At 72.4% G+C, this 24,541-nt stretch carries 24 protein-coding genes and 1 tRNA gene; 17 read left to right on the top strand and 8 right to left on the bottom strand.

All coding sequences use genetic code 11. The features are described from left to right. Positions 1-39 precede the first annotated feature (39 nt). Positions 40-810 carry an ABC transporter ATP-binding protein gene (locus tag IG88_RS0128265; RefSeq protein WP_031047099.1) on the bottom strand — a complete coding sequence of 257 codons (771 nt, stop codon included), beginning with the start codon at positions 808-810 and terminating at the stop codon, positions 40-42. Positions 811-1,323: 513 nt separating this feature from the next. Here IG88_RS0128265 and IG88_RS0128260 point away from each other — a divergent pair. Next, positions 1,324-1,410 (top strand) — tRNA-Leu (locus IG88_RS0128260). Positions 1,411-1,914: 504 nt separating this feature from the next. Here the strand turns inward: IG88_RS0128260 and IG88_RS0128255 are convergent. Together IG88_RS0128255 and crcB are read right to left on the bottom strand one after the other, a co-directional pair. Beyond that, the gene (locus tag IG88_RS0128255) at positions 1,915-2,289 is read right to left on the bottom strand and encodes a fluoride efflux transporter FluC (RefSeq protein WP_031047136.1); all 375 of its coding nucleotides are present in this window, start codon (positions 2,287-2,289) and stop codon (positions 1,915-1,917) included. Further along, entirely contained in the window at positions 2,286-2,777 is a 492-nt protein-coding gene (gene crcB, locus IG88_RS0128250) for a fluoride efflux transporter CrcB (protein ID WP_107452324.1), read from the bottom strand. The genes IG88_RS0128255 and crcB overlap by 4 nt, the downstream gene beginning before the upstream one ends. Before the next feature lie 127 nt (positions 2,778-2,904). Between crcB and IG88_RS0128245 the strand changes: the two genes are divergently transcribed. From IG88_RS0128245 to IG88_RS0128190, 12 genes are all read left to right on the top strand, one after another. Continuing rightward, positions 2,905-3,894, top strand: coding sequence for an urea transporter (locus tag IG88_RS0128245; RefSeq protein ID WP_078861641.1), 990 nt, complete (start codon positions 2,905-2,907; stop codon positions 3,892-3,894). Positions 3,895-3,953: 59 nt separating this feature from the next. Further along, on the top strand, positions 3,954-4,259 hold the full coding sequence (locus IG88_RS0128240) for an urease subunit gamma (protein WP_030404362.1): 306 nt from the start codon (positions 3,954-3,956) through the stop codon (positions 4,257-4,259). 3 nt (positions 4,260-4,262) lie between these two features. Continuing rightward, positions 4,263-5,228 (top strand): sirohydrochlorin chelatase, encoded by a 966-nt coding sequence (locus IG88_RS0128235; RefSeq protein WP_234332337.1) that lies wholly within the window; start codon positions 4,263-4,265, stop codon positions 5,226-5,228. After that, a complete protein-coding gene (locus IG88_RS0128230; RefSeq protein ID WP_031047089.1) occupies positions 5,225-5,647 on the top strand; it encodes an urease subunit beta in 423 nt (140 codons plus the stop codon). Before IG88_RS0128235 ends, IG88_RS0128230 begins: the two co-directional genes overlap by 4 nt. Position 5,648: 1 nt before the next feature. Continuing rightward, positions 5,649-7,373, top strand: coding sequence for an urease subunit alpha (gene ureC / locus IG88_RS0128225; RefSeq protein WP_031047087.1), 1,725 nt, complete (start codon positions 5,649-5,651; stop codon positions 7,371-7,373). Between the two features lie 70 nt (positions 7,374-7,443). Next, positions 7,444-8,148, top strand: coding sequence for an urease accessory protein UreF (locus IG88_RS0128220; RefSeq protein ID WP_051852104.1), 705 nt, complete (start codon positions 7,444-7,446; stop codon positions 8,146-8,148). A gap of 157 nt (positions 8,149-8,305) precedes the next feature. Beyond that, entirely contained in the window at positions 8,306-8,926 is a 621-nt protein-coding gene (gene ureG / locus IG88_RS0128215; RefSeq protein ID WP_030404357.1) for an urease accessory protein UreG, read from the top strand. A gap of 1 nt (position 8,927) precedes the next feature. Beyond that, positions 8,928-9,869, top strand: a complete 942-nt coding sequence (locus tag IG88_RS0128210; protein WP_031047083.1) for an urease accessory protein UreD — start codon at positions 8,928-8,930, stop codon at positions 9,867-9,869. Positions 9,870-9,892: 23 nt separating this feature from the next. Next, positions 9,893-11,242, top strand: a complete 1,350-nt coding sequence (locus IG88_RS0128205; protein WP_031047081.1) for an ammonium transporter — start codon at positions 9,893-9,895, stop codon at positions 11,240-11,242. A 194-nt stretch (positions 11,243-11,436) separates the two neighbouring features. Further along, complete coding sequence (locus IG88_RS0128200) at positions 11,437-12,606, top strand: 4-hydroxybenzoate 3-monooxygenase (RefSeq protein ID WP_031047079.1); 1,170 nt, start codon at positions 11,437-11,439, stop codon at positions 12,604-12,606. 170 nt (positions 12,607-12,776) lie between these two features. Continuing rightward, positions 12,777-13,694, top strand: a complete 918-nt coding sequence (locus tag IG88_RS0128195) for a Bax inhibitor-1/YccA family membrane protein (protein ID WP_031047077.1) — start codon at positions 12,777-12,779, stop codon at positions 13,692-13,694. A gap of 162 nt (positions 13,695-13,856) precedes the next feature. After that, entirely contained in the window at positions 13,857-16,073 is a 2,217-nt protein-coding gene (locus IG88_RS0128190) for an FG-GAP-like repeat-containing protein (protein WP_051852103.1), read from the top strand. Between the two features lie 108 nt (positions 16,074-16,181). Here IG88_RS0128190 and IG88_RS0128185 read toward each other — a convergent pair whose 3' ends face one another. Beyond that, positions 16,182-16,412, bottom strand: a complete 231-nt coding sequence (locus IG88_RS0128185) for a DUF4287 domain-containing protein (RefSeq protein WP_031047071.1) — start codon at positions 16,410-16,412, stop codon at positions 16,182-16,184. A 102-nt stretch (positions 16,413-16,514) separates the two neighbouring features. On the opposite strand from IG88_RS0128185, the gene IG88_RS0128180 reads away from it, so the two are divergent. After that, positions 16,515-16,826, top strand: a complete 312-nt coding sequence (locus IG88_RS0128180) for a hypothetical protein (protein ID WP_199807513.1) — start codon at positions 16,515-16,517, stop codon at positions 16,824-16,826. 25 nt (positions 16,827-16,851) lie between these two features. Here IG88_RS0128180 and IG88_RS0128175 read toward each other — a convergent pair whose 3' ends face one another. The 3 genes from IG88_RS0128175 to IG88_RS0128165 all read right to left on the bottom strand — a co-directional run bounded on the left by IG88_RS0128175 (position 16,852) and on the right by IG88_RS0128165 (position 20,474). Then, positions 16,852-17,652 carry a hypothetical protein gene (locus IG88_RS0128175; protein ID WP_037836875.1) on the bottom strand — a complete coding sequence of 267 codons (801 nt, stop codon included), beginning with the start codon at positions 17,650-17,652 and terminating at the stop codon, positions 16,852-16,854. 280 nt (positions 17,653-17,932) lie between these two features. Further along, on the bottom strand, positions 17,933-19,153 hold the full coding sequence (locus IG88_RS0128170) for an acetyl-CoA C-acetyltransferase (RefSeq protein WP_031047052.1): 1,221 nt from the start codon (positions 19,151-19,153) through the stop codon (positions 17,933-17,935). Positions 19,154-19,433: 280 nt separating this feature from the next. Further along, on the bottom strand, positions 19,434-20,474 hold the full coding sequence (locus tag IG88_RS0128165; protein WP_031047049.1) for an SGNH/GDSL hydrolase family protein: 1,041 nt from the start codon (positions 20,472-20,474) through the stop codon (positions 19,434-19,436). Between the two features lie 167 nt (positions 20,475-20,641). On the opposite strand from IG88_RS0128165, the gene IG88_RS0128160 reads away from it, so the two are divergent. After that, positions 20,642-22,027: a cystathionine beta-synthase gene (locus IG88_RS0128160; RefSeq protein ID WP_031047046.1), complete on the top strand. Its 1,386-nt coding sequence runs from the start codon at positions 20,642-20,644 to the stop codon at positions 22,025-22,027. A 366-nt stretch (positions 22,028-22,393) separates the two neighbouring features. On the opposite strand, the gene IG88_RS0128155 is transcribed toward IG88_RS0128160, so the two are convergent. Then, positions 22,394-22,819, bottom strand: a complete 426-nt coding sequence (locus IG88_RS0128155; protein WP_031047042.1) for a hypothetical protein — start codon at positions 22,817-22,819, stop codon at positions 22,394-22,396. Positions 22,820-22,982: 163 nt separating this feature from the next. Between IG88_RS0128155 and IG88_RS0128150 the strand changes: the two genes are divergently transcribed. Beyond that, positions 22,983-23,843 carry a MurR/RpiR family transcriptional regulator gene (locus IG88_RS0128150; protein ID WP_031047038.1) on the top strand — a complete coding sequence of 287 codons (861 nt, stop codon included), beginning with the start codon at positions 22,983-22,985 and terminating at the stop codon, positions 23,841-23,843. 94 nt (positions 23,844-23,937) lie between these two features. Beyond that, positions 23,938-24,525, top strand: a complete 588-nt coding sequence (locus IG88_RS0128145) for a hypothetical protein (RefSeq protein WP_031047034.1) — start codon at positions 23,938-23,940, stop codon at positions 24,523-24,525. Positions 24,526-24,541: the final 16 nt, after the last annotated feature.

Genomic DNA, 24,541 nt, shown 5'->3' with positions numbered 1-24,541 from the left:
TCTGTCCGGAGGTACGTGCGAATCAGGGGCGGGGGCGGGTCAGCTCGTGCGGCCCTTGGCGTCGAACCGCTTCATGCGGTCGAGCACGGAGTCGGCCGTCGGCCCGTACACCTCGTCGACGATGCGTCCGTCCGCGAGGAAGACCACCCGGTCCGCGTAGGCGGCGGCCACCGGGTCGTGGGTCACCATCACCACGGTCTGACCCAGCTCCCGCACCGAGTTGCGCAGGAAGCCGAGGACCTCGGCGCCGGAACGGGAGTCGAGGTTGCCGGTCGGCTCGTCGCCGAAGATGATCTCCGGCCGGGAGGCCAGCGCCCGCGCCACGGCGACGCGCTGCTGCTGCCCGCCGGAGAGCTGGGAGGGACGGTGTCCGAGGCGGCCGGACAGGCCCACCATCTGGATCACCGAGTCCAGCCACTGCTTGTCCGGCTTGCGGCCCGCGATGTCCATCGGAAGGGTGATGTTCTCCAGCGCGGTCAGCGTCGGCAGCAGGTTGAACGCCTGGAAGATGAAGCCGATCTTGTCCCGGCGCAACTTGGTGAGCTGCTTGTCCTTGAGCGAGCCCAGCTCGGTCTCGCCGATGCGCACCGAGCCGGACGAGAAGGTGTCCAGGCCCGCGACGCAGTGCATCAGGGTGGACTTCCCGGACCCCGAGGGGCCCATGATCGCGGTGAGCTCGGCCTGCCGGAAGTCGATGGAGACCCGGTCCAGGGCGACCACCTGGGTCTCGCCCTGGCCGTAGATCTTGGAAAGCTCCGTGGCGCGCGCGGCCACGGAGGTGGACCGGTCGGCGATGGGTGCGGTGGTCACGGGAAGGGCGCTCCTGTCGGTACGGCGTGTGGGGACCGGCACGGTGTGTGCGGCCCGCACGGGCATGTGCGGCCGGCACGGTGCGACCGGCACGGTGCGTGCGGCCGGCACGCTGTGTGCCCGGGGACGTCATCCATCGTCCCGGCCGCGGGGCGCCGTGTAGTCAGCCGCTGTTCCGGTTCCGGGGGGCGACTCCGGTCGGAGGGAGCGGGCCGGTGTCATACCTGCGGATGACGGGCGACCCTGAGGACCTGCCGTGCGCGCCGGAGCGCAGGAGTGGTCCGCAAGGAGCGCGAGAACAGGGCGGGCGCCCTTGTTGAGACGGTGAAATCCCGTCATTCCGCTTACGCCGTGCACCGCAGCACGCAAGGCTGTTGGCATGTGCTGACGGCCTGCCCCGGCATCTGATGCCCCCTCAGGCGCCAATAAAATAAGACAACATCGGTTCTCCCGCCCGAGGTCAGGAGGGGCGTCCCGATAGGGTCGAGGCGCGCGACGCGGAGCCCATGGCCTGCCCGGATGGTGGAATGCAGACACGGCGAGCTTAAACCTCGCTGCCCCTCAGAGGGCGTGCCGGTTCAAGTCCGGCTCCGGGCACCACCGCTGCTACCCGGTGTGACCAGTGGTGACGGCCTCGCCGCTCATACGGCGGTCGTCCCCTCGGATGCCGGACCCTTGTGAGGGCGCGGGCCCGCATCTCGGCGACGGCGGGGGACGCGTCCGGGAGCTGCCCGGCTTCTGTGCGGAGCCGTTCCGCAGGGGCCGGGGCGAACTGCTCCGGCTCCGGCGCATGTCGATCGGGGACCTCGTCGAGGCGGTGGCCGAGACCGCTGAAGGGCTCCTGGCCCAGCGCCGGGGGAGAACCGCCCTCGGCTCCGCGGGCAGATCGGCTCCGGCGCCCGACGGGCACAAGGTCTCGATCACCGCAGGGCCGGCGCTGAAGTTCTCGAGGTTGCCCGCCGGCACCAGCAGCCGGGCGGTCGGACACGGAGGCCCGGGGGACGGTCCGGCCACTCCGGCGGCGCACGCTCACCGCCCAGGCGGACGGCGAGGACAACCGCTCCCAGGAGCAGCGGTGCGGCACGGAACAGCACGCTGCCGTGCTCACCACAGGGCCTCGGCGACCGCCATGCCGGCGAACGACAGCCCGAGCCCGAGGGCCACCGTCACGGACACGTAGCCCGCGGCCCCGGCGATCCGCCGGGCGCTCGCCATGGAGTGGACCTCGTTGGAGAACGTCGACCAGGTGGACAGGGCACCGCAGAACCCCGTGGACAGCAGCGCCTGACCGGTCCCGCCGAGCGCGTCCTCGGCGCCCGCCTGGACGAAGAAGCCCAGGAGCAGGGCGGCGGCCATGTTGGCGAGGAACGTGCCCCAGTGAAAGGGCCCACGCAGGTGCTCCTTCGACGCCGTACCGATCAGGTAGCGGGCGGGGGCGCCGAGTGCGCCGCCCGCCAGGACCAGCAGCCACTCCATCAGGACCCGCCTCTCTCGCCGGCTTCCGCGGGCCGGCGACGCACCAGGGCCAGTCGTGCCACGACCACGCCCAGGACCACCGCCGTCAGACAGCCCGCCACCGTCACCAGCAGGTTGGCCACGGCGTAGCCCGGCTGGTCGTTCTCGAGCAGCCGACGGGTGTCGTCGGTGTAGGAGGAGAACGTGGTGAAGCCGCCGAGGACGCCGGTGCCGAGCATCGGGTTGAGCAGGCGCGGAGCGCCGGTGAAGTGCTCCTTGAGCGTGACGGTGAGCACGCCCATCAGAAAGCATCCGACCACGTTGATCAGCACGGTCGTCACCGGGAACGCGGCCTCGCCGGTCCGCCACATCAGTGCGGCGTCGCTGCCGTTGCGCCAAAGGCGTGAGGCCCCGTAGCGCAGGAGCGCACCGGCCGCTCCGCCGACCGCCACCACGGCGACCACGGGCGGCTGCGGGCCGCTCGTGGTGTCCGGGTGAGGATGGAGATGCATACCGCCCAGAAGGTGCATATCGTCACATTAACCGGCTCTCGATCATGCGGCCTCGTGTGACCGGACGGCCGCCCACCACCAGTCGACGGCCCGTCAGGGGCCGCGTTCCTGCGCGAAGGAGTTCAGCGTGGCCTCGCAGTCGGCGGAGCACGGCGCCGGGCCGCCCCCACCGCCGTCGGCCGCACACCAGTGGAAGGGAACGGCGCTCGGCGCCCTGCGCGGCGTCGGGCAGGTCGACTTCCAGGCGAGCCTGTGGTGTTCGCTCGTCATCCTCGTCGCCCTGTGGGTGGCGGGCTGGGAGATCGGCCTGTTCGCCACCGTCGGAGCCGTGGTCTCCACGCTGACGGCGCGGCTGCTGGCGGTCTCGCACGACTCCGTGACCCAGGGGCTGATGACCTACTGCGGCGTGCTCGGCGGCATCGCCATGGTGGTGTACCTCGGCAACCACCCCTCGACCTACGTCATGGCCGTGGCCGCGGCCGTGACCTGCACCCTGGTCACCGCAGCCCTCGGCAACCTGCTCCGCCCCGTCGGACTCAAGGCGTTCACCGGGCCGTTCTGCCTGGTCTCCCTGGTGATGGTGCTGGGCGCGCCCTCCTTCGAGCGGGTCTGGCACGGCACCCCCGAGTCCGCCGTCACCCCCGCCACTCCCAAGAGCCCCCACGTCAGCTGGACCGACCTGTGGCAGGGCTTCTTCTCCAACTTCTCCCAGATCTTCTTCGTCGAGACCTGGTACGTCGGACTCGTCATGCTGGCCGGCCTCTTCCTGGCCGGGTGGAGAGTGGGGCTGTTCGCCGTCCTGGGCAGCGTCGTCGGGATCCTCACCGCGTGGGCGCTCGGCGCCCCGGCCGCACTGATCGGCGAGGGGATCTACGGCTACAACGCGGTCCTGACGAGCCTGGCGTTCGGCGTCGTCCTGCTGCGCCCCACCGGCTGGAACTTCGCCTACACGGTGCTGGCCGCCGCCGCCACCACCGCCCTGACGGCCTCGCTGTCGGTGCTGTTCGAGTCCTTCGGCAGCCACACCTTCACCTGGCCGTTCAACATCGCCACCTGGGCCCTGCTGGCGGCCGTGCCCGTCCTGTCCCGCATCACCCTGCGCGCCGACGACTCCTGACGGCCTCCGGCCCGCCCCCCGACCGTGTCACGCCCCGCGTTACCGAGGAAGGCAGTCCCATGAACCTGGCCCCCCGAGAGATCGACAAGCTCCTGGTGTACGTCGTCGCGGACCTGGCCCGCAAACGACGGGAGCGCGGTCTGAAACTCAACTACAGCGAGTCGGTGGCGCTCATCACCGAGGCCATCCTGGAGGCCGCCCGGGACGGCAAGTCCGTCGCCGACTGCATGGAGCTGGGCCGGCAGGTGGTCGGCGAGGAGCAGACCATGCCGGGCGTGCGGGAGATGCTGCCGCTGCTCCAGGTGGAGGCCACCTTCGACGACGGCAACAAGCTCGTCTCCTGCCACGACCCGGTCGGCGGCTGATCCGTGCGCGCCGGCACGGTGGTCGCCGTCTGCGGCCACGAGAGCGACGGCGGCCACGCCCTGCGGGACCTGCTGGACCGCCGGGTCACCTGCGTGACCGGCGGCCGTGAACTGTTCCGCCGCGTCCGCGCCTCCCGCTCCCGCGGCGAGGACGTCTGCGTGGTGCCGATGACGCTGGGCCGCGACCCGGAACTGGTCGCCGACGCCGCCCGCACCCTGCTGGGCCTGACCCCCGAGGAGCGCGGGAGGACCGTGCTGGCCGAGCCGTTCGGGACCGCGGAGCACCTGGTCGGCTGGCTCAGGGCGGCGGCCTCGCGCGTGCCCGGCGACCGGGCGCTCCTGGTCACCGCGCCGTCCGGCGACCCGTTCGTCGACGCGGACCTCTACCGGATCGCGCGTCTGGTGCGGCAGTACGGCCGTCACCGCACCGTCGAGGTCGCCCTCACCGGTGGCGATCCGGACCCGGACGAGGGCGTTCGGCGCTGCCGTGCCCTGGGCGCCGGGCGCGTGGCGCTGCTCCCGGCCGCCTGGGCGGTCCCGCGGGTGCCGGAGCCGGGGTACTGCGAGCCGGGCGGGCCCCTCCTGACGGCGTCCGCGACGGCGGGCGTGCTCGACGCGCGCGTGGGCACGGCCTGGCACCGGCTCGACCGGCACGGCGATGACGGGCTGGCCCGGGGACTCGGAGCGGCCCACGACCACGGCCACGCGCACAGCCACGGCCCCGGCGGCCACGCGCACGGCCACGGCCCCGGCGGCCACGCGCACGGCCACGGTCCCGGCGGCCACGCGCACGGCCACGGTCCCGGCGGCCACGCGCACGGCCACGATCCCGCACCGGGCGGCGGCGGGCACGGCCACGGGGCGTTCGGTGCCCCGGCCTCCGCGAGCGCCCCCGTCCACGCCGACGTATCCGCCTCCGCCTCCGCCTCCGCCTCCTCCGTTCTCCCACCCAGCAGGAGCCTTCGATGAAACTTCCTCCCCGCTACCAGTACGGCGACGAGCCGATCGAGATCAACGCCGGCCGGCGGACCCTCAAGGTCACGGTCAGCAACACCGGCGACCGCGCCATCCAGGTCGGCTCGGACTACCACTTCTTCGAGGCGAACTCCGCCCTCGAGTTCGACCGCGAGGCCACGCTCGGCATGCACCTCAACATCGCCGCCGGGACCTCCGTGCGCTTCGAGCCCGGCGGTACCCGCGAGGTGGAGCTGTGCACCTACGCCGGCACCGGCCGCCTCACCGGCTTCAGCGGCCTCCTCAACGGCAGCGTCAAGTCGCACCCGGCCCGGGTGGAGGCCGTGAGCCGGGCGCTGGAGCGAGGTTTCCGCAGCACCGGGACCCCGGACAAGGGCGGCGCCAAGAAGTCCAAGAAGAAGGGATCCAACTGACATGCCGACCCTGTCCCGCAAGCAGTACGCCGACCTGTTCGGCCCCACGGTGGGCGACCGGTTCCGGCTGGCCGACACCAACCTCGTCGTCGAGGTCGAGAAGGACGTCCGCGAGGGCTCGTACGGCGACGAGGTGGTCTACGGCGGCGGCAAGACCATGCGCGACGGCATGGCCTCGGACCCGCAGGCCACCGCCGCGCAGGGCGCCCTCGACCTGGTCATCACCAACGCCGTCGTCCTGGACCCGGTGATCGGCGTCGTCAAGTGCGACATCGGCGTCAAGGACGGTTTCATCGCGGGGATCGGCAAGGCCGGCAACCCGCAGACCCAGGACGCCGTCGACCCCCGCCTCGTCATCGGCCCCGGCACCGAGGTCATCGCCGGTGAGCACCTGATCGCCACCGCGGGCGCGATGGACTCGCACGTGCACCTGATCTCGCCCCAGCAGTGCGAGCAGGCGCTCAGCAACGGGATCACCACGCTCTTCGGCGGCGGCACCGGGCCGACGGACGGGACCAACGGCACGACCTGCACGCCCGGTCCGTACAACATCGCCCGCTTCCTGGAGGCGGCCGAGGACCTGCCGGTCAACCTCGGCATCATGGGCAAGGGCAACGGCAGCCTGCCCGCGGCGCTGGACGAGCAGATCGAGGCGGGCGCCGCCGCGCTCAAGGTCCACGAGGACTGGGGCTCCACCCCCGCCGTCATCGACAACGCGCTGGCCGTCGCCGACCGGCACGACGTCCAGGTCGCCATCCACACCGACACCCTCAACGAGGGCGGCTTCTTCGAGGACACCCGGTCCGCGATCGACGGCCGTACGATCCACACCTTCCACAGCGAGGGCGCGGGAGGCGGCCACGCACCCGACATCCTGCGGGTCACCGGCGAGCCGAACGTCCTGCCCTCGTCGACCAACCCGACGCTGCCGTACACCAAGAACTCCGTGGACGAGCTGCTGGACATGGTGATGGTGTGCCACCACCTCAGCCACGACATCCCCGAGGACGTCGCCTTCGCCGACAGCCGGGTGCGGGCGGAGACCATCGCGGCCGAGACGGTCCTGCACGACCGGGGCATCATCAGCATGATCTCGTCCGACTCGCAGGCCATGGGCCGCGTCGGGGAGTCCGTCACCCGCGCCTTCCAGATCGCGCACGTCTGCAAGGAGGCCTTCGGCCCGCTGCCCGAGGACTCCGAGCGCAACGACAACCAGCGCGTCCTGCGCTACCTGGCCAAGGTCACCATCAACCCGGCCATCGCCAGCGGCACCTCCGACCACATGGGCTCGCTGGAGGCGGGCAAGCTCGCCGACATCGTGCTGTGGCCCATGCACTCCTTCGGTGCCAAGCCCAAGATGGTGATCAAGGGCGGCATCGTCTCCTGGGCCCAGATGGGCGACCCGAACGCCTCGCTGCCGACTCCGCAGCCCGTCTACTACCGGCCCATGTTCGCCCAGTACGGCAAGGCCATGCAGTCGACCCACGTCACCTTCATGTCCCAGGCCGGCATCGCGGCCGGGGTGCCGGAGAAGCTGGGCCTGCAGCGCACGGTGCTGCCGGTGCGCAAGACCCGCACGATCGGCAAGCACAACATGATCCGCAACGACGTGGTGCCCGACATCCAGGTGGATCCGGAGACGTACAAAGTCACGGTGGACGGCAAGGTGGCGACCATCGACCCGGCCCAGAGGCTCCCCCTCAACCAGCTCTTCTTCCTCGCCTGAGCCCGTGTACCGGGAGGAGAGGACCACGACGGCCGAGGTGGCCGAGGACGGGACGACGGACGCCACGGTGATGATGGTGTCCCCCGCCACCGTCCTGGACCACCTCCTCGTCAGCCTGCAACTGACCGACTCGGCGTTCCCCAGCGGCTTCTACACCCTCTCCCACGGCCTGGAGGGCTTCGTGCAGCAGAGGGCCGTCGACCACGACTCCCTGGCCGCGCTGCTGCACGACGTGCTCCGGCACGGTGTCGGCCCGGCCGACGCCACCGCGCTGGCCCTGGCCCACCGGGCCGCCGCGGCCGGCGACTGGGACGCGGTGGCCGCGACGGACCGACGGCTGCACGCCACCAAACTGGGCCGCGAGATGCGGCAGGCGGCGACGCGGACCGGACGCCAGTTGCTGGACCTCGCTGCCGAGGTCTTCGGCGCGCCCGGCATCGCCCACTACCACCGTGTGGTCGGGGAGCGCCGGGCACCGGGGACCCAGGCCGTCGCGGCGGGCGTCGTCTACGCGGCGACCGGGGTTCCCGTCCGGCAGGCCGTCGCCGCCGACCTGTTCGCCTTCTGCGCCAGCTTCGCCGGGGCGGCGCTCAGGCTGCGGCTGACCGACCACCGGCTGGCCCAGAGCCTGCTGCGACAGGCAGCCCCGGTGATCGAGGAGACCACCGGGGAGGCGCTGGACCGCGGGATCGACGACCTTGGTGCGACCACGTACGCGGTGGACGTCATGTCGGGCCGTCACGAACGGGCCCCCGCGCGGCTGTTCGCGAGCTGACCGCCGCACCGCCGCACCTCCGGGCCCACCGGGCCTACCGGGCCCACCGAAACCACCGGACCCACCGGGAACCACTCGAACCAACCGGACCAACCGGACCACCGGCCCACCGCCGACGGCGAGGGCCGCTGGCGTGACCACGAGAAGAGGAAGACAAGTGCGGGACAACGTGCTGCGCGTGGGAATCGGCGGACCCGTCGGATCGGGCAAGACCGCCCTCATCGAGGCCCTCGTGCCGATCCTGATCGAACGGGGCCGCCGGCCGGCCGTGATCACCAACGACATCTACACCCAGGAGGACGCCCAGCACATCCGCCGCACCCTCGACGGCGTCCTGGACGCCGACCGGATCGTGGGCGTCGAGACGGGCGCCTGCCCGCACACCGCCGTCCGTGACGACCCCACGATGAACCTGGCGGCGGGCGCGGAGATGCTGGAACGCTGCCCGGACGTCGACGTCCTGCTCTACGAGAGCGGCGGCGACAACCTGACGCTCACGTTCAGCCCGGCTCTGGTCGACGTGTTCGTCTTCGTCCTGGACACCGCCGAGGGCGAGAAGATGCCGCGCAAGCGGGGGCCCGGCATCACCGACTCCGACCTGCTGGTCATCAACAAGATCGACATCGCCCCGTACGTACGGACCGACCTCGGCGTCATGGAGTCCGACGCCCACACGGTGCGCGGCGAGGGACCGGTGGTGCTCACCGACTGCCTGACCGGAAAGGGCGTCGACGAGGTCCTCGCCTTCCTCGAGTCCCGGCGTGAGGTCCTGATCTGACATGCGGGCCGTCCGCGACCGGCTCGCGCCGGAGTACTACGAGCCCCGGCGGCTCCCCCCGGAGCTGTCGGCGTTCTCCGCAGCGCCCGAAACGCTGGGCCCGGGCTCGCCGGCCAAGGTCGGCATCCTCGACCTCGGCTTCGTCCGCCGGGGGGAGCGCACCGAACTCGTCGAGCGGTACCAGAAGACCCCGCTGGAGATCATGCGCCCGCTCTACGTCGACCCGGCGCTGCCCGGCATGGCCTGCACCTACGTGATGGCCACGGGCGGTGGCATCGCCCAGGCCGACCGCTACCGCCAGGACCTGAGGTGCGGTCCGGGCGCCCAGGCGCTGTTCACGACGCAGGCGGCCACGAAGGTCTACCGGATGGAGCAGGACTACGCGACCCAGCTCGTGCGGCTGAGCGCGGCCGAGGGCGCCTACGTCGAGTACCTGCCCGATGCGCTCATCCCCTTCCAGGGGGCGCGCTTCCACCAGGACGTGGTGCTCACCGTGGACGAGGGCGCCACGGTCGTCTACGCGGAGGCCGTCACCGCCGGCCGGATCGCCCGCGGTGAACGGCATGCGTACACCGTCCTCACCGGCGACCTGGAGATCCGGCGGCCCGACGGCACCCTGCTGGCGGTGGACACGCAGCGGCTCACGCCGCAGCGGCACGGCGGGGTGGACGGCCCCGGCGTCTTCGGCGGGCACGACCACGTCGCCTCCCTGTTCGTGGTGAGCGGCCGGCGCCCGGCCGAGGAGATCGCCGACGCCCTGCACACGTCCCTGACCGGCCGTGAGGTCCTCCACGGGGCGAGTGTGCTCCCGGACGACTGCGGGGCCTGGGTGCGTGTTCTCGGCCACGACGAGCCCCGGCTCACCGAGGCCGTCCGCGCCGCGTGGGACGCCGTACGCCGGCTGCTCACCGGGCACCCCGCACCCGACCTGCGCAAACCGTAGCCGCCCGCCACGAGGAGACCGCCGTGATCACCGCGCCCGCCCCCATGCCGCCCGCCTACAGTTCCGGCGACACCGCCTGGATGCTGGCCGCGGCGGCCATGGTGCTGCTGATGACCCCCGCCCTGGCCTTCTTCTACGGCGGCATGGTCCGCACCAAACACATCCTGGTCATGCTCAAGATGAGCTTCGCCTCGCTGTGCTTCGTCACCATCCTCTGGTTCATCGTCGGGTACTCGCTCGCCTTCGGCCCGGACGTGGGCGGCGCGGGGTTCATCGGCAACCTCGACCACGCCTTCCTGCGCGGCATCGGGCCGAACACGCTGACCGGGTCCATCCCGACCTACGTCTACGCCACCTTCCAGATGGGCTTCGCCATCGTCACGGTGGCGCTGATCAGCGGCTCGATCGCGGGCCGGGCCACGATGCGGGGCTGGCTGGTCTTCTCGGTGCTGTGGCTGCTGATCGTGTACGTGCCGATCGCGCACTGGGTCTTCGACACGAAGTACGGCTGGATCACCAAGCACCTGGGCGCCCTGGACTTCGCCGGGGGCCTGCCGGTGGAGCTGAACTCGGGCATCGCCGGGCTGGCCGCGGCGCTGGTCGTCAGGGGCCCGGCGGACTTCCGGCGCAAGGAGCCGACGCCCAACAACATCCCCCTGGTCATGATCGGCGTCGCGCTGCTCTGGTTCGGCTGGCTGGCCTTCAACGCGGGGTCGGCCGTGCGCGACACCGGCACCGCCGCCACGGCCTTCATCAACACCCAGCTCGGCGCGGCCGGTGCGATGGTCACCTGGCCGCTGGTGGAGTACTGGCGCACCCGGCGGGTCACCATGATGGGCGTGGGTTCGGCGGCCGTGGCCGGCATGGTGGCCATCACCCCCGCGTGCGGGGAGATCGACCCCGGCGGCGCCCTCGTGACGGGACTCGTCGCGGGCTTCGTCTGCGCGTTCGCCATCAGTCTCAAGTACCGGCTGAACGTCGACGACACCCTGGACGTGGTCGGCGTGCACGGCGCGGGGGGCCTGGTCGGACTGCTCATGGTCGGCTTCTTCGCCACCTCCTCGGTCAGCGGCAAGGAGGGCCTCTTCTACGGGGGCGGCGGCTCCCTGCTGTGGAAGCAGGTCGTCGCCGTTCTGGCCGTGGCCGCCTACTCCTTCGTCCTGACCTGGATCATCGCCAAGGCCGTGGACGTCGTCGTCGGCTTCGCCGACAAGGAGTCGTACGCCGCCGTGCCGGGGCAGGACGAGGAGCGGGCCTACGACTTCCGCACCGCCGAGCGCCTGGACGCCCTCACGGGCGGCGGCCGGGGCGGTGCCGACCGGGAGACGCTGGCCGAGATCCAGCGGCTGCTGAGGGAACACCGGGAGGGCTGACGCGGGCCCTCGCCGGGCCGGGGAGGCGTGCCTTCCGGGGACCCGAGGAAGGACTCCGCAAGGATGTCCGGTTCGCCCGTTGACAGGGGTGCGTGGGAAGCCGAGACTCGGCGCATCGAGGGTGAAGGAAATTTCACCAGGCGAACACTCGTGGGTTCGAGCAAGGCAACGACGCCGATCGAAGGGAACGACCGATGCGCACCACCGTCGGCATCATCGGGGCAGGCCCCGCCGGGCTGCTGCTCGCCCGGCTGCTGCACAACGCCGGAATCGACTCGGTCGTCCTGGAGAGCCGCGACCGTGCCTACGTCGAACGCAGGCAGCGCGCCGGGATCCTGGAGCAGGGCACGGTGGACGTGCTGCGCGAGGCGGGGGCCGGGGAGCGGATGGACCGCGAGGGGCTGCGCCACGACGGCATCGAGCTGCGGTTCGACCGGCGCCGCCACCGCGTGGACTTCCCCGCGCTCACCGGCGGCAGGTCCGTCATGGTCTACGCGCAGACCGAGGTCTGCAAGGACCTCATCGCCCTCCGGCTCAAGGAGGGCGGGCCGCTGCTGTTCGAGGCCGAGGCCCTGGCCGTGGAGGGCGCCGGGACGGACCGGCCCCGCGTCCGCTACCGCCACCGGGGCGCCGAGGACGTGCTGGAGTGCGACTACGTCGTCGGCTGCGACGGGTTCTGGGGAGTGGCCCGGGCGGCCGTGCCGGACGGGCGCACCTTCGAGCGGACCTACCCCTTCGGCTGGCTCGGCATCCTCGCCGACGTCGCCCCCTCGCACGACGAACTCGTCTACGCCCGCCACGACCGGGGCTTCGCCCTGCTGTCCATGCGCTCCCCGTCCGTCTCCCGCCTCTACCTCCAGGTCCCCGCGGACACCGACGCGGACGACTGGAGCGACGAGCGGATCTGGGACGAGCTGGAGCGCCGCTTCGAGACCGACGACGACTGGACGCTGCGGCGCGGCCCCATCACCCAGAAGTCGGTCACGCCGATGCGTTCCTACGTCCACGAGCCCATGCGGCACGGCCGCCTCTTCCTGGCCGGCGACGCCGCGCACATCGTGCCGCCCACCGGCGCCAAGGGCCTCAACCTCGCCGTCGGCGACGTGGTCACCCTCGCGCGGGCGCTGGCCCACCGTGCCGCGACCGGCTCCGACGAACTGCTCGACACCTACTCCGCTACCTGCCTGCGCCGCGTCTGGCAGGCCGAGCGGTTCTCGTACGACATGACGACCCTGCTGCACACCGCCCCGGACGCCACCCCGTTCGAGGGCCGGCTCCAACTGGCCCGCCTCGACCGGATCACCTCCTCCCGTGCCGCCGAGACCGACCTCGCCGAGGCCTACACCGGCTTCCCGGTCGGCTGAGCGGCGCGCCCGGCGGCCGGTGCGGCCCCGGGCGTGAGGGGAATCACTGATCGGCGTAGCGTGTTGAGTCGCAAGGCGAGGGAAAGATCCTCCTCAAGCAGTAGGGTCATTCCTTTGCCGTTCTATTACTCTTGAGCCAAGGCTGCGCCGTGTGGCCATGGAGGAGTGAAATGAGGAGCAGAAACCCGGTCTTCTCGCGACGGGGGTTCAGCCGCGACAACGGCTACGCGGGCTTCAACGCCGCGCCGCAGGCCGGGGGACCCGCCGTCGCCACGCAGGGGAACCCGTACGCGGGCGCGCAGGGCAATCCGTACGCCCAGCCCGCCGGCAACCCGTACGCGCAGAACCCGTACGCCCAGCAGGACCTTCAGTACGGCGCGCCGCCGCAGGCGCCCGCCACCGCCGGCCGGATGACGATGGACGACGTCATCATCCGTACGGCGAGCACCCTCGGCGTGCTCGTGGTGACGGCCGCGCTCGCGTGGGCGCTGCTGCCGGTGGACGACGCCAACATCGGCCGCTCGTACGGCATCGGTATCGGTGCCGCGCTGGTCGGCATGGTCCTGGCGCTCGTCCAGTCCTTCAAGCGCAAGCCCACGCCGGCGCTGATCCTGTCGTACGCGGCGTTCGAGGGTGTCTTCCTCGGCGTCGTCTCCAGCGTCGTCGACAACCGCATCGCCGACGGTGCGGCCATGCAGGCCGTGATCGGCACGATGGCGGTCTTCGCCGCCGTGCTGGTGGCCTACAAGGCCGGCTGGATCCGCGTCAACCGGCGCTTCTACGGCTTCGTGATGGCCGCCGCGCTCGGCTTCGTCCTGCTGATGATGGTGAACCTGCTGTTCGCCGTCTTCGGCGGCGGTGACGGCCTCGGCTTCCGCAGCGGTGCGCTCGGTGTCGTCTTCGGCGTCATCGGCGTCATCCTCGGCGCGTGCTTCCTCGCCCTGGACTTCAAGCAGGTCGAGGACGGGCTCGCCTACGGCGCCCCGCGCGAGGAGTCCTGGTTCGCCGCGTTCGGCCTCACGCTGACGCTGGTCTGGATCTACCTGGAGTTCCTGCGCCTGATCGCGATCCTGAACAGCAACGACTAGCGGTCACCGGCGCCGGCCCAAGGCCGCGCAGGAGAAGGGCCCCGGGCTTCGTGCCCGGGGCCCTTCGCGTGGGTGCGGCCGTCACGTACAACCATGCGAATCGATCACGAGTCTGATCCGGGCGCACTGCTTCCGTGTCCGAACCTCTCGTGGGAGTCCACCTTGCAGTTCCGTTCCAGCGGGACCCGTCTGTCGACGGCCTTCCTCGCGGTCCTTGCCGTCACCTCGCTCGGGGCCGGCACCTTGGCCTCGGCCCCTTCCGCTCTTGCCGCCGCCTCGGTCCCGGTCTCGGCCGCCCGGTCCGCCGGCCTCTCCGCCTTCCCGAAGGACGTCGAGATCACCGGCGCGAGCGCCGACGGCTTCTTCGGCTACTCCTTCACGTCGGGCGGCGAGCGGGAACTGCGCTGGTGGCCGTACGGCGGCGGGGCGCCGACCCTGCTCGACTACCCCGAGGACGGCGGGTGGGCCTCCTCGGGCGGTGACGTGGTCGCCCTCGGCGACGACAACTGGATCGTCCAGATGCGCTCCCTCACCCTGCGGAACATGGCCGACCCCACGGCTCCCGGTGTCGACATCGACCTGGGCGCACTCGGCGGCAACTATGTCGCCGTGCTGGGCCCGACGAGCGTGCTCGCGCAGGTGACGAAGGACGACGGCTCGGCGGAACTGCACATCGTGAGCAAGAGCGGTACCACCACGACCAGCCGCAAGGTCACGGGACTGCCGGCGGACGCCACCGACTTCACCGGTTCCGTCGTGCGGGACGGCGCCGTCCTCGTCGGGTACGAGACGGGCCCGGCGGCCGCCCGGACCGGTGGCCGTGCGCTGGTCGACCTGGCGGCCGCGACGGTGTCGGAGACGTACGCGTCCGCCGACTCCGGTTACGACTTCACCCACCTCATGTTCTCCGGCACACAGGTGGCCTGGCTCGACTGGAAGTCCGGCACCGGGATGTACGTCACGTCCGTCGACCGCGCGACGGGCGAGGAGAAGCAGACCGTCCTGGGCGCCCGGGGCGACGAGTGGTACACCGAGCTGGTGGGCGACTGGCTGGTGTACGGCAATCCGTGGGCGCCCGTCCGGGCCGTCTCCCTGACCAGCGGGGAGACCCGTGTCCTCGCGGAGAGCGGCTCCGGCTCGGCCGGCGCCGGGGACGGCAGCGCGGTGGTGAGGGGTGCGCGGGCCGCCGACGGTGACGGGCTGTTCCGGATCGAGGCCGCGCAGGACGGCACCCCGACGGTCACGAAGGTGGCGGACGCGGGGGAGCAGGCGACCGGCGTCGAGATCATGGGGGGCGACGTCCCCGGGGTCGCTCATCTCGACCGGACGGGCGGCAAGGTGACGCTGGGCTGGACGCTGTCGCGTCCCGACGCCCGACTGGACCTCACCCTCACGCACGACGCCACGGGCAGGCAACTGCGCACGCGCGTCGACGCGCCGGGCACCGGCACCGACTTCACCTACACCTGGGACGGCACCATCGCCGGGGTGGACGCACCGAACGGCGCGTACACGGTGGACGTGAGGGCGGCCTCGCTCGACGGTCTCGGTGAGATCGCCGGGCAGAGCTTCGCGATGACGGTGGACCGGACGGCCAACCCCCACGACTACACCGACAACGGTTCCACCGACCTCCTCGCCCGCGACGCGTCCGGCGTGCTGTGGCGCGACGACCTGCGGGACCGGCCTGTGGACGGCCAGGTCGCGCCCGCTCAGCGGACCCGAGTCGGCGGCGGCTGGAACACGTACAAGCAGATCGAGGCCGTCGGCGACCTCGGGGGCTCCCGGGACGGCGACCTGGTCGCCCTGGACGGTTCCGGCGTGTTGTGGCACTACCTCGGCAAGGGGGACGGCACCTTCGCCGCCCGCGTCCGGGTCGGCGGCGGATGGAACGTCTACACGAGGCTCACCGGCGGTTCGGACCTGGACGGCGACGGCCGCACCGACCTCCTCGCCGCGGACACCGCCGGAGTGCTGTGGTTCTACAAGGGCACGGGTTCCGCCTCCGCTCCCTTCGCCGCCCGCACCCGGGTCGGCGGCGGCTGGGGCGTCTACAACGAGATCACCACCGTCGGGGACATCGCCGGCACGGCTGCCGGGGACCTCGTCGCCCGCGACAAGGACGGCGTCCTGTGGCTGTACCAGGGCAATGGCAAGGGCAACTTCCTCACCCGCGTGCGGGTCGGCGGCGGATGGAACGTGTACACGCACCTCGTCGGCGCAGGGGACGTGGACAACGACGGGCGCCCGGACCTGATCGCGTACGGGGCCGGTGGGACGTACTTCTACCACTCGACGGGCTCCGTCACCGCCGCCTTCGTCCGCCGGGCGACGTCGTTGTACGCGGGAGAAGGCACCACGTTCAACACCGTCGCATGACAGTGGCGGTCCGGGCCGCCCGGTGAGCGTCCCGGCGCGACTTTGCCCCGCCGGGACGACAACCCGGCGGGGCGGGCGAGGACGCCCGGTGCCGTGGTCGGGGCCGGCTCACAGCAGTCTGCGGGCGGCCCTTCTCAGGTCGTACTCGTGGACGATCGCCTTCGCGTGGCCGTAGGCGAGGTGGTGTTCGTGGCGGAGCCAGCTCACCTTCTCCTCGAAACGGAGGAGGGCGGGGCCGTCCTCGACGGCACGCAGCCAGTCGGAGATCTCACGGCCGGTGCACTGCGGGATGCGGGCGAGCAGATTGCGATGGGTCTCCTCGGAGAAGACTTGGGACATCGGCGCCTCCGGGTGAAAGGGTCGTAGGCCGGTCCTTCAGGTCACCGTGCCCGAGGGTTCGTCCGTTGGCAACAGTCCCGGCGGGCCGCGTACGCTCGCGCCGTGGTTGATACGACGCCTTTGACCCGTGCCGTGGACGACTTCGCCGACCGGCTGCGGGCCGCCCCACAGAGCAGGCTGCAGCGCGGTGCCGCCGCGGAGGCGCTGGAGCTGGCCAGGGAGTTGGCCCGGCGTGCCCAGCGCGTGGAGGAGCCGGGGGCCGAGCCCCGTGAGATGCCGGACGCGGGCATGTTCGCCGCCGCCGACCAGATCGCCGTCGCCGCACACGACTTGGCCCTCGTACTGGAGGACGAGAGCCAGGTGGAGGAGGCGGCGGGGCTCGTGGAGGAGGCCCGCAAAAGGGCCGGGGTCTGACCCGGCCCGGTGACTACGACGGTTCCTACAGGGACGCTATGACGCGGTCCGCCAGGATGTACACGTTCTCCTCCCCGCAGGCGAAGGTCAGCGTGTAGGCGCCGGAGATCCCGGAACCGCCCAGGAGGTACGGCGTCTGGCCCGCGCCCAGCGCGGCGGACAGGCGCTCCGCGGTCTCGCGGTGGCCCGGGGTCATGCACAGGGTGGTGCCGTCGGCGAAGACGTACACGTCGAGGGTGCCCAGCGGGCCCGGGCGGACGTCCGCCAGCGCGACGCTCGACTCGGCCAGCTCCTCCAGGGCCGCCACGGTGCGGTCGTGGTCGTTCACGGCCGGAGGCGTGTTCGGTACGAAGTCCGGGTGCGAGGGGTGCCGGCGGCGGGCGGCGGCCAGCTCGGCGGACTCCCGGGGGCCCGAGTCGGAGGCGGACGGCTCCTCGGTGTCCGCGACCGGCTCGACCGCGGGCTCCAGGCCCACGAGGTCGGCCTGACGGGGCAGGAACAGCTCACTGTCGGACAGGCCGAGCAGCAGGGGCGCGTCGGAGGCGTCCCGGGTCTCCTGGGCGGCCCAGAAGGCCCGCGCCTCGGCGAGTTCCCGCTCGCGCTCGTCGGCGAGCGCCTCCGCGACGGCGGCGCGTATCTCCTCGGTGTCGGCGGTGGTGCGGGCGGCGGGCACCCGGCCCCGCGCGGCGCTGGCCCGGCTCTCGGCCAGCTCGGTGCGCAGGGCGGTCACCTGGCGGCGCAGCACCAGGATGCTGCGCAGGACGGCGACGCCCACGGCGCCGGTGGCGGCCGTGGTGAGCAGCAGGGCGATCGGCATGGCGCTCACTGACGTACTCCCGGTTCAAAGTCGACCCCCGACTTCCTACATCAGCTTGAAGGGAGGACTAACCGCCTGTCAGTGCGTAACGTCACGAAACGGACAGGACTTTGGGCCCGGAAGGTGGGGGTGGTGCTGGTCTGACCTGCGTAAATCAAGGGTGCGGGAGAGGTAGGTCACATCCTGGGGGAGTTTGGGTCACGAAACGGCCCGGAACCCCTGCCGGAACAGGGGTCCGGGCCGCCTCGTCACGCAGGGTCCGACGGACGCTACTGACGGTCCCTCAGGGTCAGCTCAGGCGCTCGATGACCATGGCCATGCCCTGGCCGCCGCCGACGCACATGGTCTCCAGGCCGAACTGCTTGTCGTGCGTCTGGAGGGAGTTGATCAGCGTGCCGGTGATGCGGGCGCCGGTCATGCCGAAGGGGTGGCCGACGGCGATGGCGCCGCCGTTGACGTTGAGCTTCTCCAGCGGGATGCCGAGGTCCCGGTAGGAGGGGATGACCTGCGCGGCGAACGCCTCGTTGATCTCGACCAGGTCGATGTCGCCGACGGTCAGGCCGGCGCGGGACAGGGCCTGCTTGCTCGCCTCGACCGGACCCAGGCCCATGATCTCGGGGGAGAGGCCGGAGACGCCCGTGGAGACGATGCGGGCGAGCGGGGTCAGGCCCAGCTCGCGGGCCTTGGTGTCGCTCATGATCACCAGGGCGGCGGCGCCGTCGTTGAGGGGGCAGCAGTTGCCGGCGGTGACCAGTCCGTCGGGGCGGAAGACCGGCTTGAGGCCCGCCACGCCCTCCAGGGTGACGCCCGCGCGCGGACCGTCGTCCTTGCTGACGACCGTGCCGTCGGGCAGCGTGACCGGGGTGATCTCGCGCTCCCAGAAGCCGCTCTTGATGGCCTCCTCGGCGAGGTTCTGCGAGCGGACGCCGAACTCGTCCATCTCCTGCCGGGTGATGCCCTTGGCCCGGGCGAGGTTCTCGGCGGTCTGGCCCATCGCGATGTACGGGTCGGGGACGAGGCCGTCCTCGCGCGGGTCGTGCCACGTGGTGCCCTCCTGCTGGGCGACCTCGGCGGTGCGGGCCTCGGCCTCGGCGAAGAGCGGGTTGTGGGTGTCCGGCAGGCTGTCGGAGTTGCCCTTGGCGAACCGGGAGACCATCTCGACGCCGGCCGAGATGAAGACGTCGCCCTCACCGGCCTTGATGGCGTGCAGGGCCATGCGGGAGGTCTGCAGGGACGAGGAGCAGTACCGGGTGATGGTGCAGCCGGGCAGGTGGTCCATGCCCATCTCGACGGCGACGATCCGGCCGAGGTTGTTGCCCTGCTCGCCGCCGGGCAGACCGCAGCCGAGCATCAGGTCGTCGATGTCCCGGGGGTCCAGCTCGGGGACCTTGGCGAGGGCCGCCTGGATGATCGTGGCGGCCAGGTCGTCGGGGCGCAGGTCCTTCAGGGAACCCTTGAAGGCGCGGCCGATGGGGGAACGGGCGGCAGAGACGATCACTGCTTCGGGCATCACGGCTCCATGGGCGAGGCATACGCGGGGCGGGCAGGGCTGGTTGGGAAGTTACCCGTCCGTATGGCCCGGGTCACGGCTCTGGGCGTGTGACATGGGCCGCAAATGTCTAAGCGCTTGCTTTTCCCTTCGGCGGTGGGGCGGAGCCTCTCGGGCCCGGCGGTGGGGAGGCGCCTCGTGTGCCGTGTGCCGGGCGCCGGGCGCCGTGTGCCGTGTGCCGGGCGCCGGGCGGGCATGTCTGGGGCCCGCCCGGGTCCCGCAGGTGTGAACGGCCCCGTCCTCAGACTCCCCCAGAGGGGGCACCCCCCACCGGGCTGGTGGGTTCCGCCTCCGGTACGCGGCGCCGCCTGCGGCGTTTCAGCAGCGCCCACGGCCCCCGCGGCCCCGTGGGCATCGCGGCGGCGACCTCCGTACCGGCCTCCTCCGCCGCCTCCGCCGCGGCACGGGCCACCGGCAGGAAGCCCTCGCGACGCAGCGCGTCCGGGCGCTCCTCCTCGGCCGGCCACAGGCCGAGCGCGGCGCACACCGACGGCAGTACCGCCATCGCGGCCGTGGCGTACCCCTCCGCCGAGGGGTGGTAGTTGTCCGGCCCGAACAGCTCCCGGGGGTTCTGCGCGAACTCCGGCCCCAGCAGGTCCCCCAGCGACACCGTGCGCCCGCCCTGCTCGACGACGCCGATGGTCTGCGCCGCCGCGAGCTGCCGGGAGGCCCGCCGGGCCAGCCAGCGCAGCGGCTGCCGCACCCGCTCGATGGTGCCCAGGTCCGGGCAGGTGCCGACCACCACCTCCGCGCCGGCCGTGCGCAGCCGCCGTACCGCCGCGGACAGGTACCGCACGGAGCGGGTCGCCGGCATCCGGTGGGTGACGTCGTTGGCGCCGACCATGATCACGCAGATGTCCGGCACCCGGTCCGGATCCGCCAGCGTCAGCGTCACCTGCCGGTCCAGGTCGTCGGAGCACGCCCCCGGCAGCGCGACCGACCCCAGCCGCACCGGCCGCTCGGCCACCGCCGCGAGCCCCGAGGCCAGCAGCGCGCCCGGCGTCTGACCGGCCCGGTGGACGCCCTGCCCGGCGGCCGTGGAGTCGCCCAGCATCACCAGCCGCAGCGGCGGCTCACCGGCCGTGGGCAGGGTGCCGCCGTACAGCCCCTGCGCGTTCGGCACCCGGTCCGGCGTACCCACGCCCACCCGGCGCCTGGCCAGCTGCACCTCGGCCACCACCAGGCCGACCGCCGCCGCACCGGCCAGTCCGATGCCGCCGCCGCCGTACGCCGCGCCGGCCGCGATCCGCCGGGCCACCCGCGCCTTCGACATGCTCGTCATACGTCGCCGCCACCTCCCGAAACCCGTACACCCACTGCTTGCCCCGTACGGAGGGTCGCCCAATCTCAACGCAGGGTGAACGACCGTCACGGGGCACGCGCGGGGCGGCAGGCCATAGGCTGGCGGGACCGATATCGACCTTTCCTTTGCGGCATCCGGAGACCACGGTGCAATTCCACGACTCGATGATCAGCCTCGTCGGCAACACCCCGCTGGTGCGGCTCAACAGCGTGACCAAGGGGATCAGGGCGACCGTCCTGGCCAAGGTGGAGTACTTCAACCCCGGCGGCTCGGTGAAGGACCGCATCGCCCTGCGCATGATCGAGGCCGCGGAGAAGAGCGGGGAGCTGCGTCCGGGCGGCACGATCGTCGAGCCGACCAGCGGCAACACCGGCGTCGGCCTCGCCATCGTCGCCCAGCAGAAGGGCTACAAGTGCATCTTCGTCTGCCCCGACAAGGTGTCCACCGACAAGATCAACGTCCTGCGCGCGTACGGCGCCGAGGTCGTCGTCTGCCCGACCGCGGTCGACCCCGAGCACCCCGACTCCTACTACAACGTCTCCGACCGGCTGGTCCGCGAGACGCCGGGCGCCTGGAAGCCGGACCAGTACTCCAACCCGAACAACCCCCTCTCCCACTACCACTCCACGGGTCCCGAGCTGTGGGAGCAGACCGAGGGGAGGATCACCCACTTCGTGGCCGGCGTCGGCACCGGCGGCACCATCTCCGGCACCGGCCGGTACCTGAAGGACGCCAGTGACGGCGCGGTGAAGGTGATCGGCGCCGATCCGGAGGGCTCCGTCTACTCCGGCGGTTCCGGGCGGCCCTACCTGGTCGAGGGCGTCGGCGAGGACTTCTGGCCGACGGCGTACGACCGCGAGGTCGCCGACGAGATCGTCGCCGTCTCGGACAAGGACTCCTTCCAGATGACCCGCCGCCTCGCCAAGGAGGAGGGCCTGCTGGTGGGCGGCTCCTGCGGCATGGCGGTCGTCGCGGCCCTGGAGGTGGCGGCGCGGCTCGGCGAGGACGACGTGGTGGTCGTCCTGCTCCCGGACAGCGGGCGCGGCTACCTCAGCAAGATCTTCAACGACGAGTGGATGGCCGACTACGGCTTCCTGGAGGACGCCGGCCCCAGCGCCCGCGTCGCCGAGGTGCTGAACCACAAGGAGGGCGGCCACATCCCCTCCCTGGTCCACATGCACCCGGACGAGACCGTCGGCGAGGCCATCGAGGTGCTGCGCGAGTACGGCGTCTCGCAGATGCCGATCGTCAAGCCCGGCGCCGGGCACCCGGACGTGATGGCCGCAGAGGTCGTCGGCTCGGTCGTGGAGCGCGAGCTGCTGGACGCGCTGTTCGCCAAGCGCGCCTCGCTGGAGGACCCGCTGGAGAAGCACATGTCCGCCCCGCTGCCCCAGGTCGGCTCCGGCGAGCCGGTCGCGGACCTGATGTCGGTGCTCGGCGGCGCCGACGCGGCGATCGTCCTCGTCGAGGGCAAGCCGACCGGCGTGGTGAGCCGGCAGGACCTGCTGTCCTTCCTGGCCAAGGGCAAGTAGGACCGGCTGGCCAGGGGCAGGCAGGGCCGGGGGGACGCGTCGCAGGTCCGGTGGTCCTCACGACGCTCGCGGACTTCGCGGAAGTGGAACGCGCACGTCACGTGCGCGCAGCAGTCGCTTAACACGGGACCGGCAGAGTACGGGGTGTCGGCAGGGAAGGGAGCGGCTCCCCGGCCCCGCCGGCGCCGAACGGCGTCACGGACCTTCCGGAGCGGCTCCCGGACCTCCAAGGACGCCACGGACGCGCCGCCCGGCCGCGAGGCCCGGCACCGCGCGCGTCCCCCGCGGGGACCGCCGTCGTCCCGCCCCCCAGTGATGGGGGTGCGGCGGTCCCCGCGCAGTCCTTCCCCCTCCCCTTCCGGGGACTCAGTCCTCCCAGGCGTCGCCCCGGCCGGCGCCCCGGCGGCCTCCGAACAGGCCCGGGTTGGTGCGGACGGCCTGGACGACGTTGACCCCGACGATGCCGGCCCAGGCGACGAGCATCCCGGGCAGGTGCGCCACGCCGCCGCCGATCGCGGACAGCGGGATCGCCAGCACCAGCGAGACGATCCCGAAGCCGAAGCGCTCGCCGAAGGAGTCCGTGGGAGTCGGCGAACGGCTGTCCCGGGCTGCCGTCATCTGCTGCTCGGCGAGCTGCCGGCGCACCCGGCGGTCCACCGCCGAGTCGATGCGCCGGTCGACCTTCTCCAGGAAGGAGTCGACCAGTGCCGACTCGTACTCCTCACCGAGCTCCCTGCGGGTCCGCAGGGTCGCGTCGAGGTCCTTCTTGAGGTCGGCGTCGTGTGCGTCCATTCCCGTCATGGGGCCCACGGTAGGCAGCCGACGCCGCCCGGGCACTGGGGACAGCCCCCGTTTCGGCCGGGGGCGGGCCGGTACGGGTCGGCCCGTGCCGCCGCCTCGCTGTATAACGGTATGCAGAATCCGGGGCGTCTGAATAGGCCGAGGGGACCACGTCATGAACGGGACGGGCGGGACGAACGGGGCCGACGGTCCGGCCGCGCGGCTGCAGGCGCTCTTCGAAGGGCACCGGCTCACACCGACCCAGCGGCGCATCGCGCACAGCATGGTGCGGCGCGCCTCCGACGTGCCCTTCCTCTCCAGCGTGGAACTGGCCGAACTGGCGGGGGTCAGCCAGCCGTCCGTGACCCGCTTCGCCGTCGCCCTCGGCTTCGACGGCTACCCGGCGCTGCGCCGCCACCTGCGCGAGGTCGCCCCCGCGGAACCCGTCCCGGACACCGGCGCCGTCAACGAGTACCAGCAGGCCGTGGCGGCCGAGATCGAGAACCTGCGCCACCTCGCGGACGTGCTGGCCGACCCCGGGCCGGTGCGGGAGGCGGGCAGGCTGCTCGCCGGGAGCCGGCCGCTGCCGGTGCTCGGGCTTCGGGCCGCCGCCGCCCAGGCGCACGGCTTCGCCTACTTCGCCGCGAAGGTCCACCCGGACGTCCGGCTCCTCGGCGAGGGCGGGACGATGCTCCACGACCGCATCGACGCCGCCGCCCGGGCCGGGGCGCGGACCCTGCTCTGCTTCGCCCTTCCCCGGCACCCGCGCGAGGTCGTCGAGGCGCTCGCCCACGCCAAGGAGGCGGGGCTCACCGTGGTCACCGTGGCCGACTCCGCGTTCGCGCCGGTGGCCAAGGTGTCCGACCTGCTGCTGCCCGCCGCCGTCGGCACCGGCCTCGCCTTCGACACCGCCTGCGCGCCGATGCTGCTCGGCCGGGTGCTGCTGGAGGCGATGTGCGACGACCTGCCGGACGCGCAGGCCCGGCTGGAGGAGTTCGACGCCAAGGCCGCGGCACGGGGGCTCTTCGTGGAGTGACCCGGACGGCGGACGGGTTCTCAGATTCGTCTCAGCTTGCCCCGTTACAGTGCGGCGCCTGCGACACCCTACGGACGGGAACAGGAGGCAGGACGTGGCGCGCGGAGGACAGGTGGGGCTGGCTCGGGTCGCCGTGGTCGTACGGGCCGGTGCCGCACCGCTGTGGTGGCTGGGCGTTCTCGCGGCGGGCATCGGGGTGCTGGTGCCCGGACTCACCGGACGCCGGATCGGGGTGCTGGCCGGTGCCGCCCTCTTCGTCGTCGCGACAGCGGTCGTGGCGTGGGTGCGCCGGCGGCGCTACACCGCCCTGGCCGGCTCGGCCGCCCGAGCGGGCAAGCACGACGTGCTCCAGGACCGTGGGGTCACCGTGCGCAACTGGCGCCGGGGCCACCGCTGGTGGCTGCTCCTGGCCTTCCTCGCCGCCCTGGGCAGCGCCTTCGCCGTCCCCGCCGCGGGCGGACTGCTGCTGGCGGGCTGCGGCGCCGGGCTCTGGCTCAAGTCCGCCTGGATCGGCCGCCGCGAGCAGTCCCGCGACGCCCTGCTGTGGGTCCGCGTGGACTGGCTCGCGGGCAACGCCGGCCGTCCGGCGGGCAAGGCGGTCAAGGGCTACCGCACCACGGGCATCGCGGCGGGCGACGCCGCCCCGGGCGGCGCGAGGCGGAAGACGCCGGCGGCGGTCTGACGGGAGGGCGGGGGCG

Source organism: Streptomyces sp. NRRL F-5650 (assembly GCF_000721365.1).
GTDB classification, from domain to species: Bacteria; Actinomycetota; Actinomycetes; order Streptomycetales; family Streptomycetaceae; genus Streptomyces; species Streptomyces ardesiacus.
Note: the sequence above shows the minus strand (reverse complement) of the source record. Positions and strands in the feature narration are given on the sequence as shown.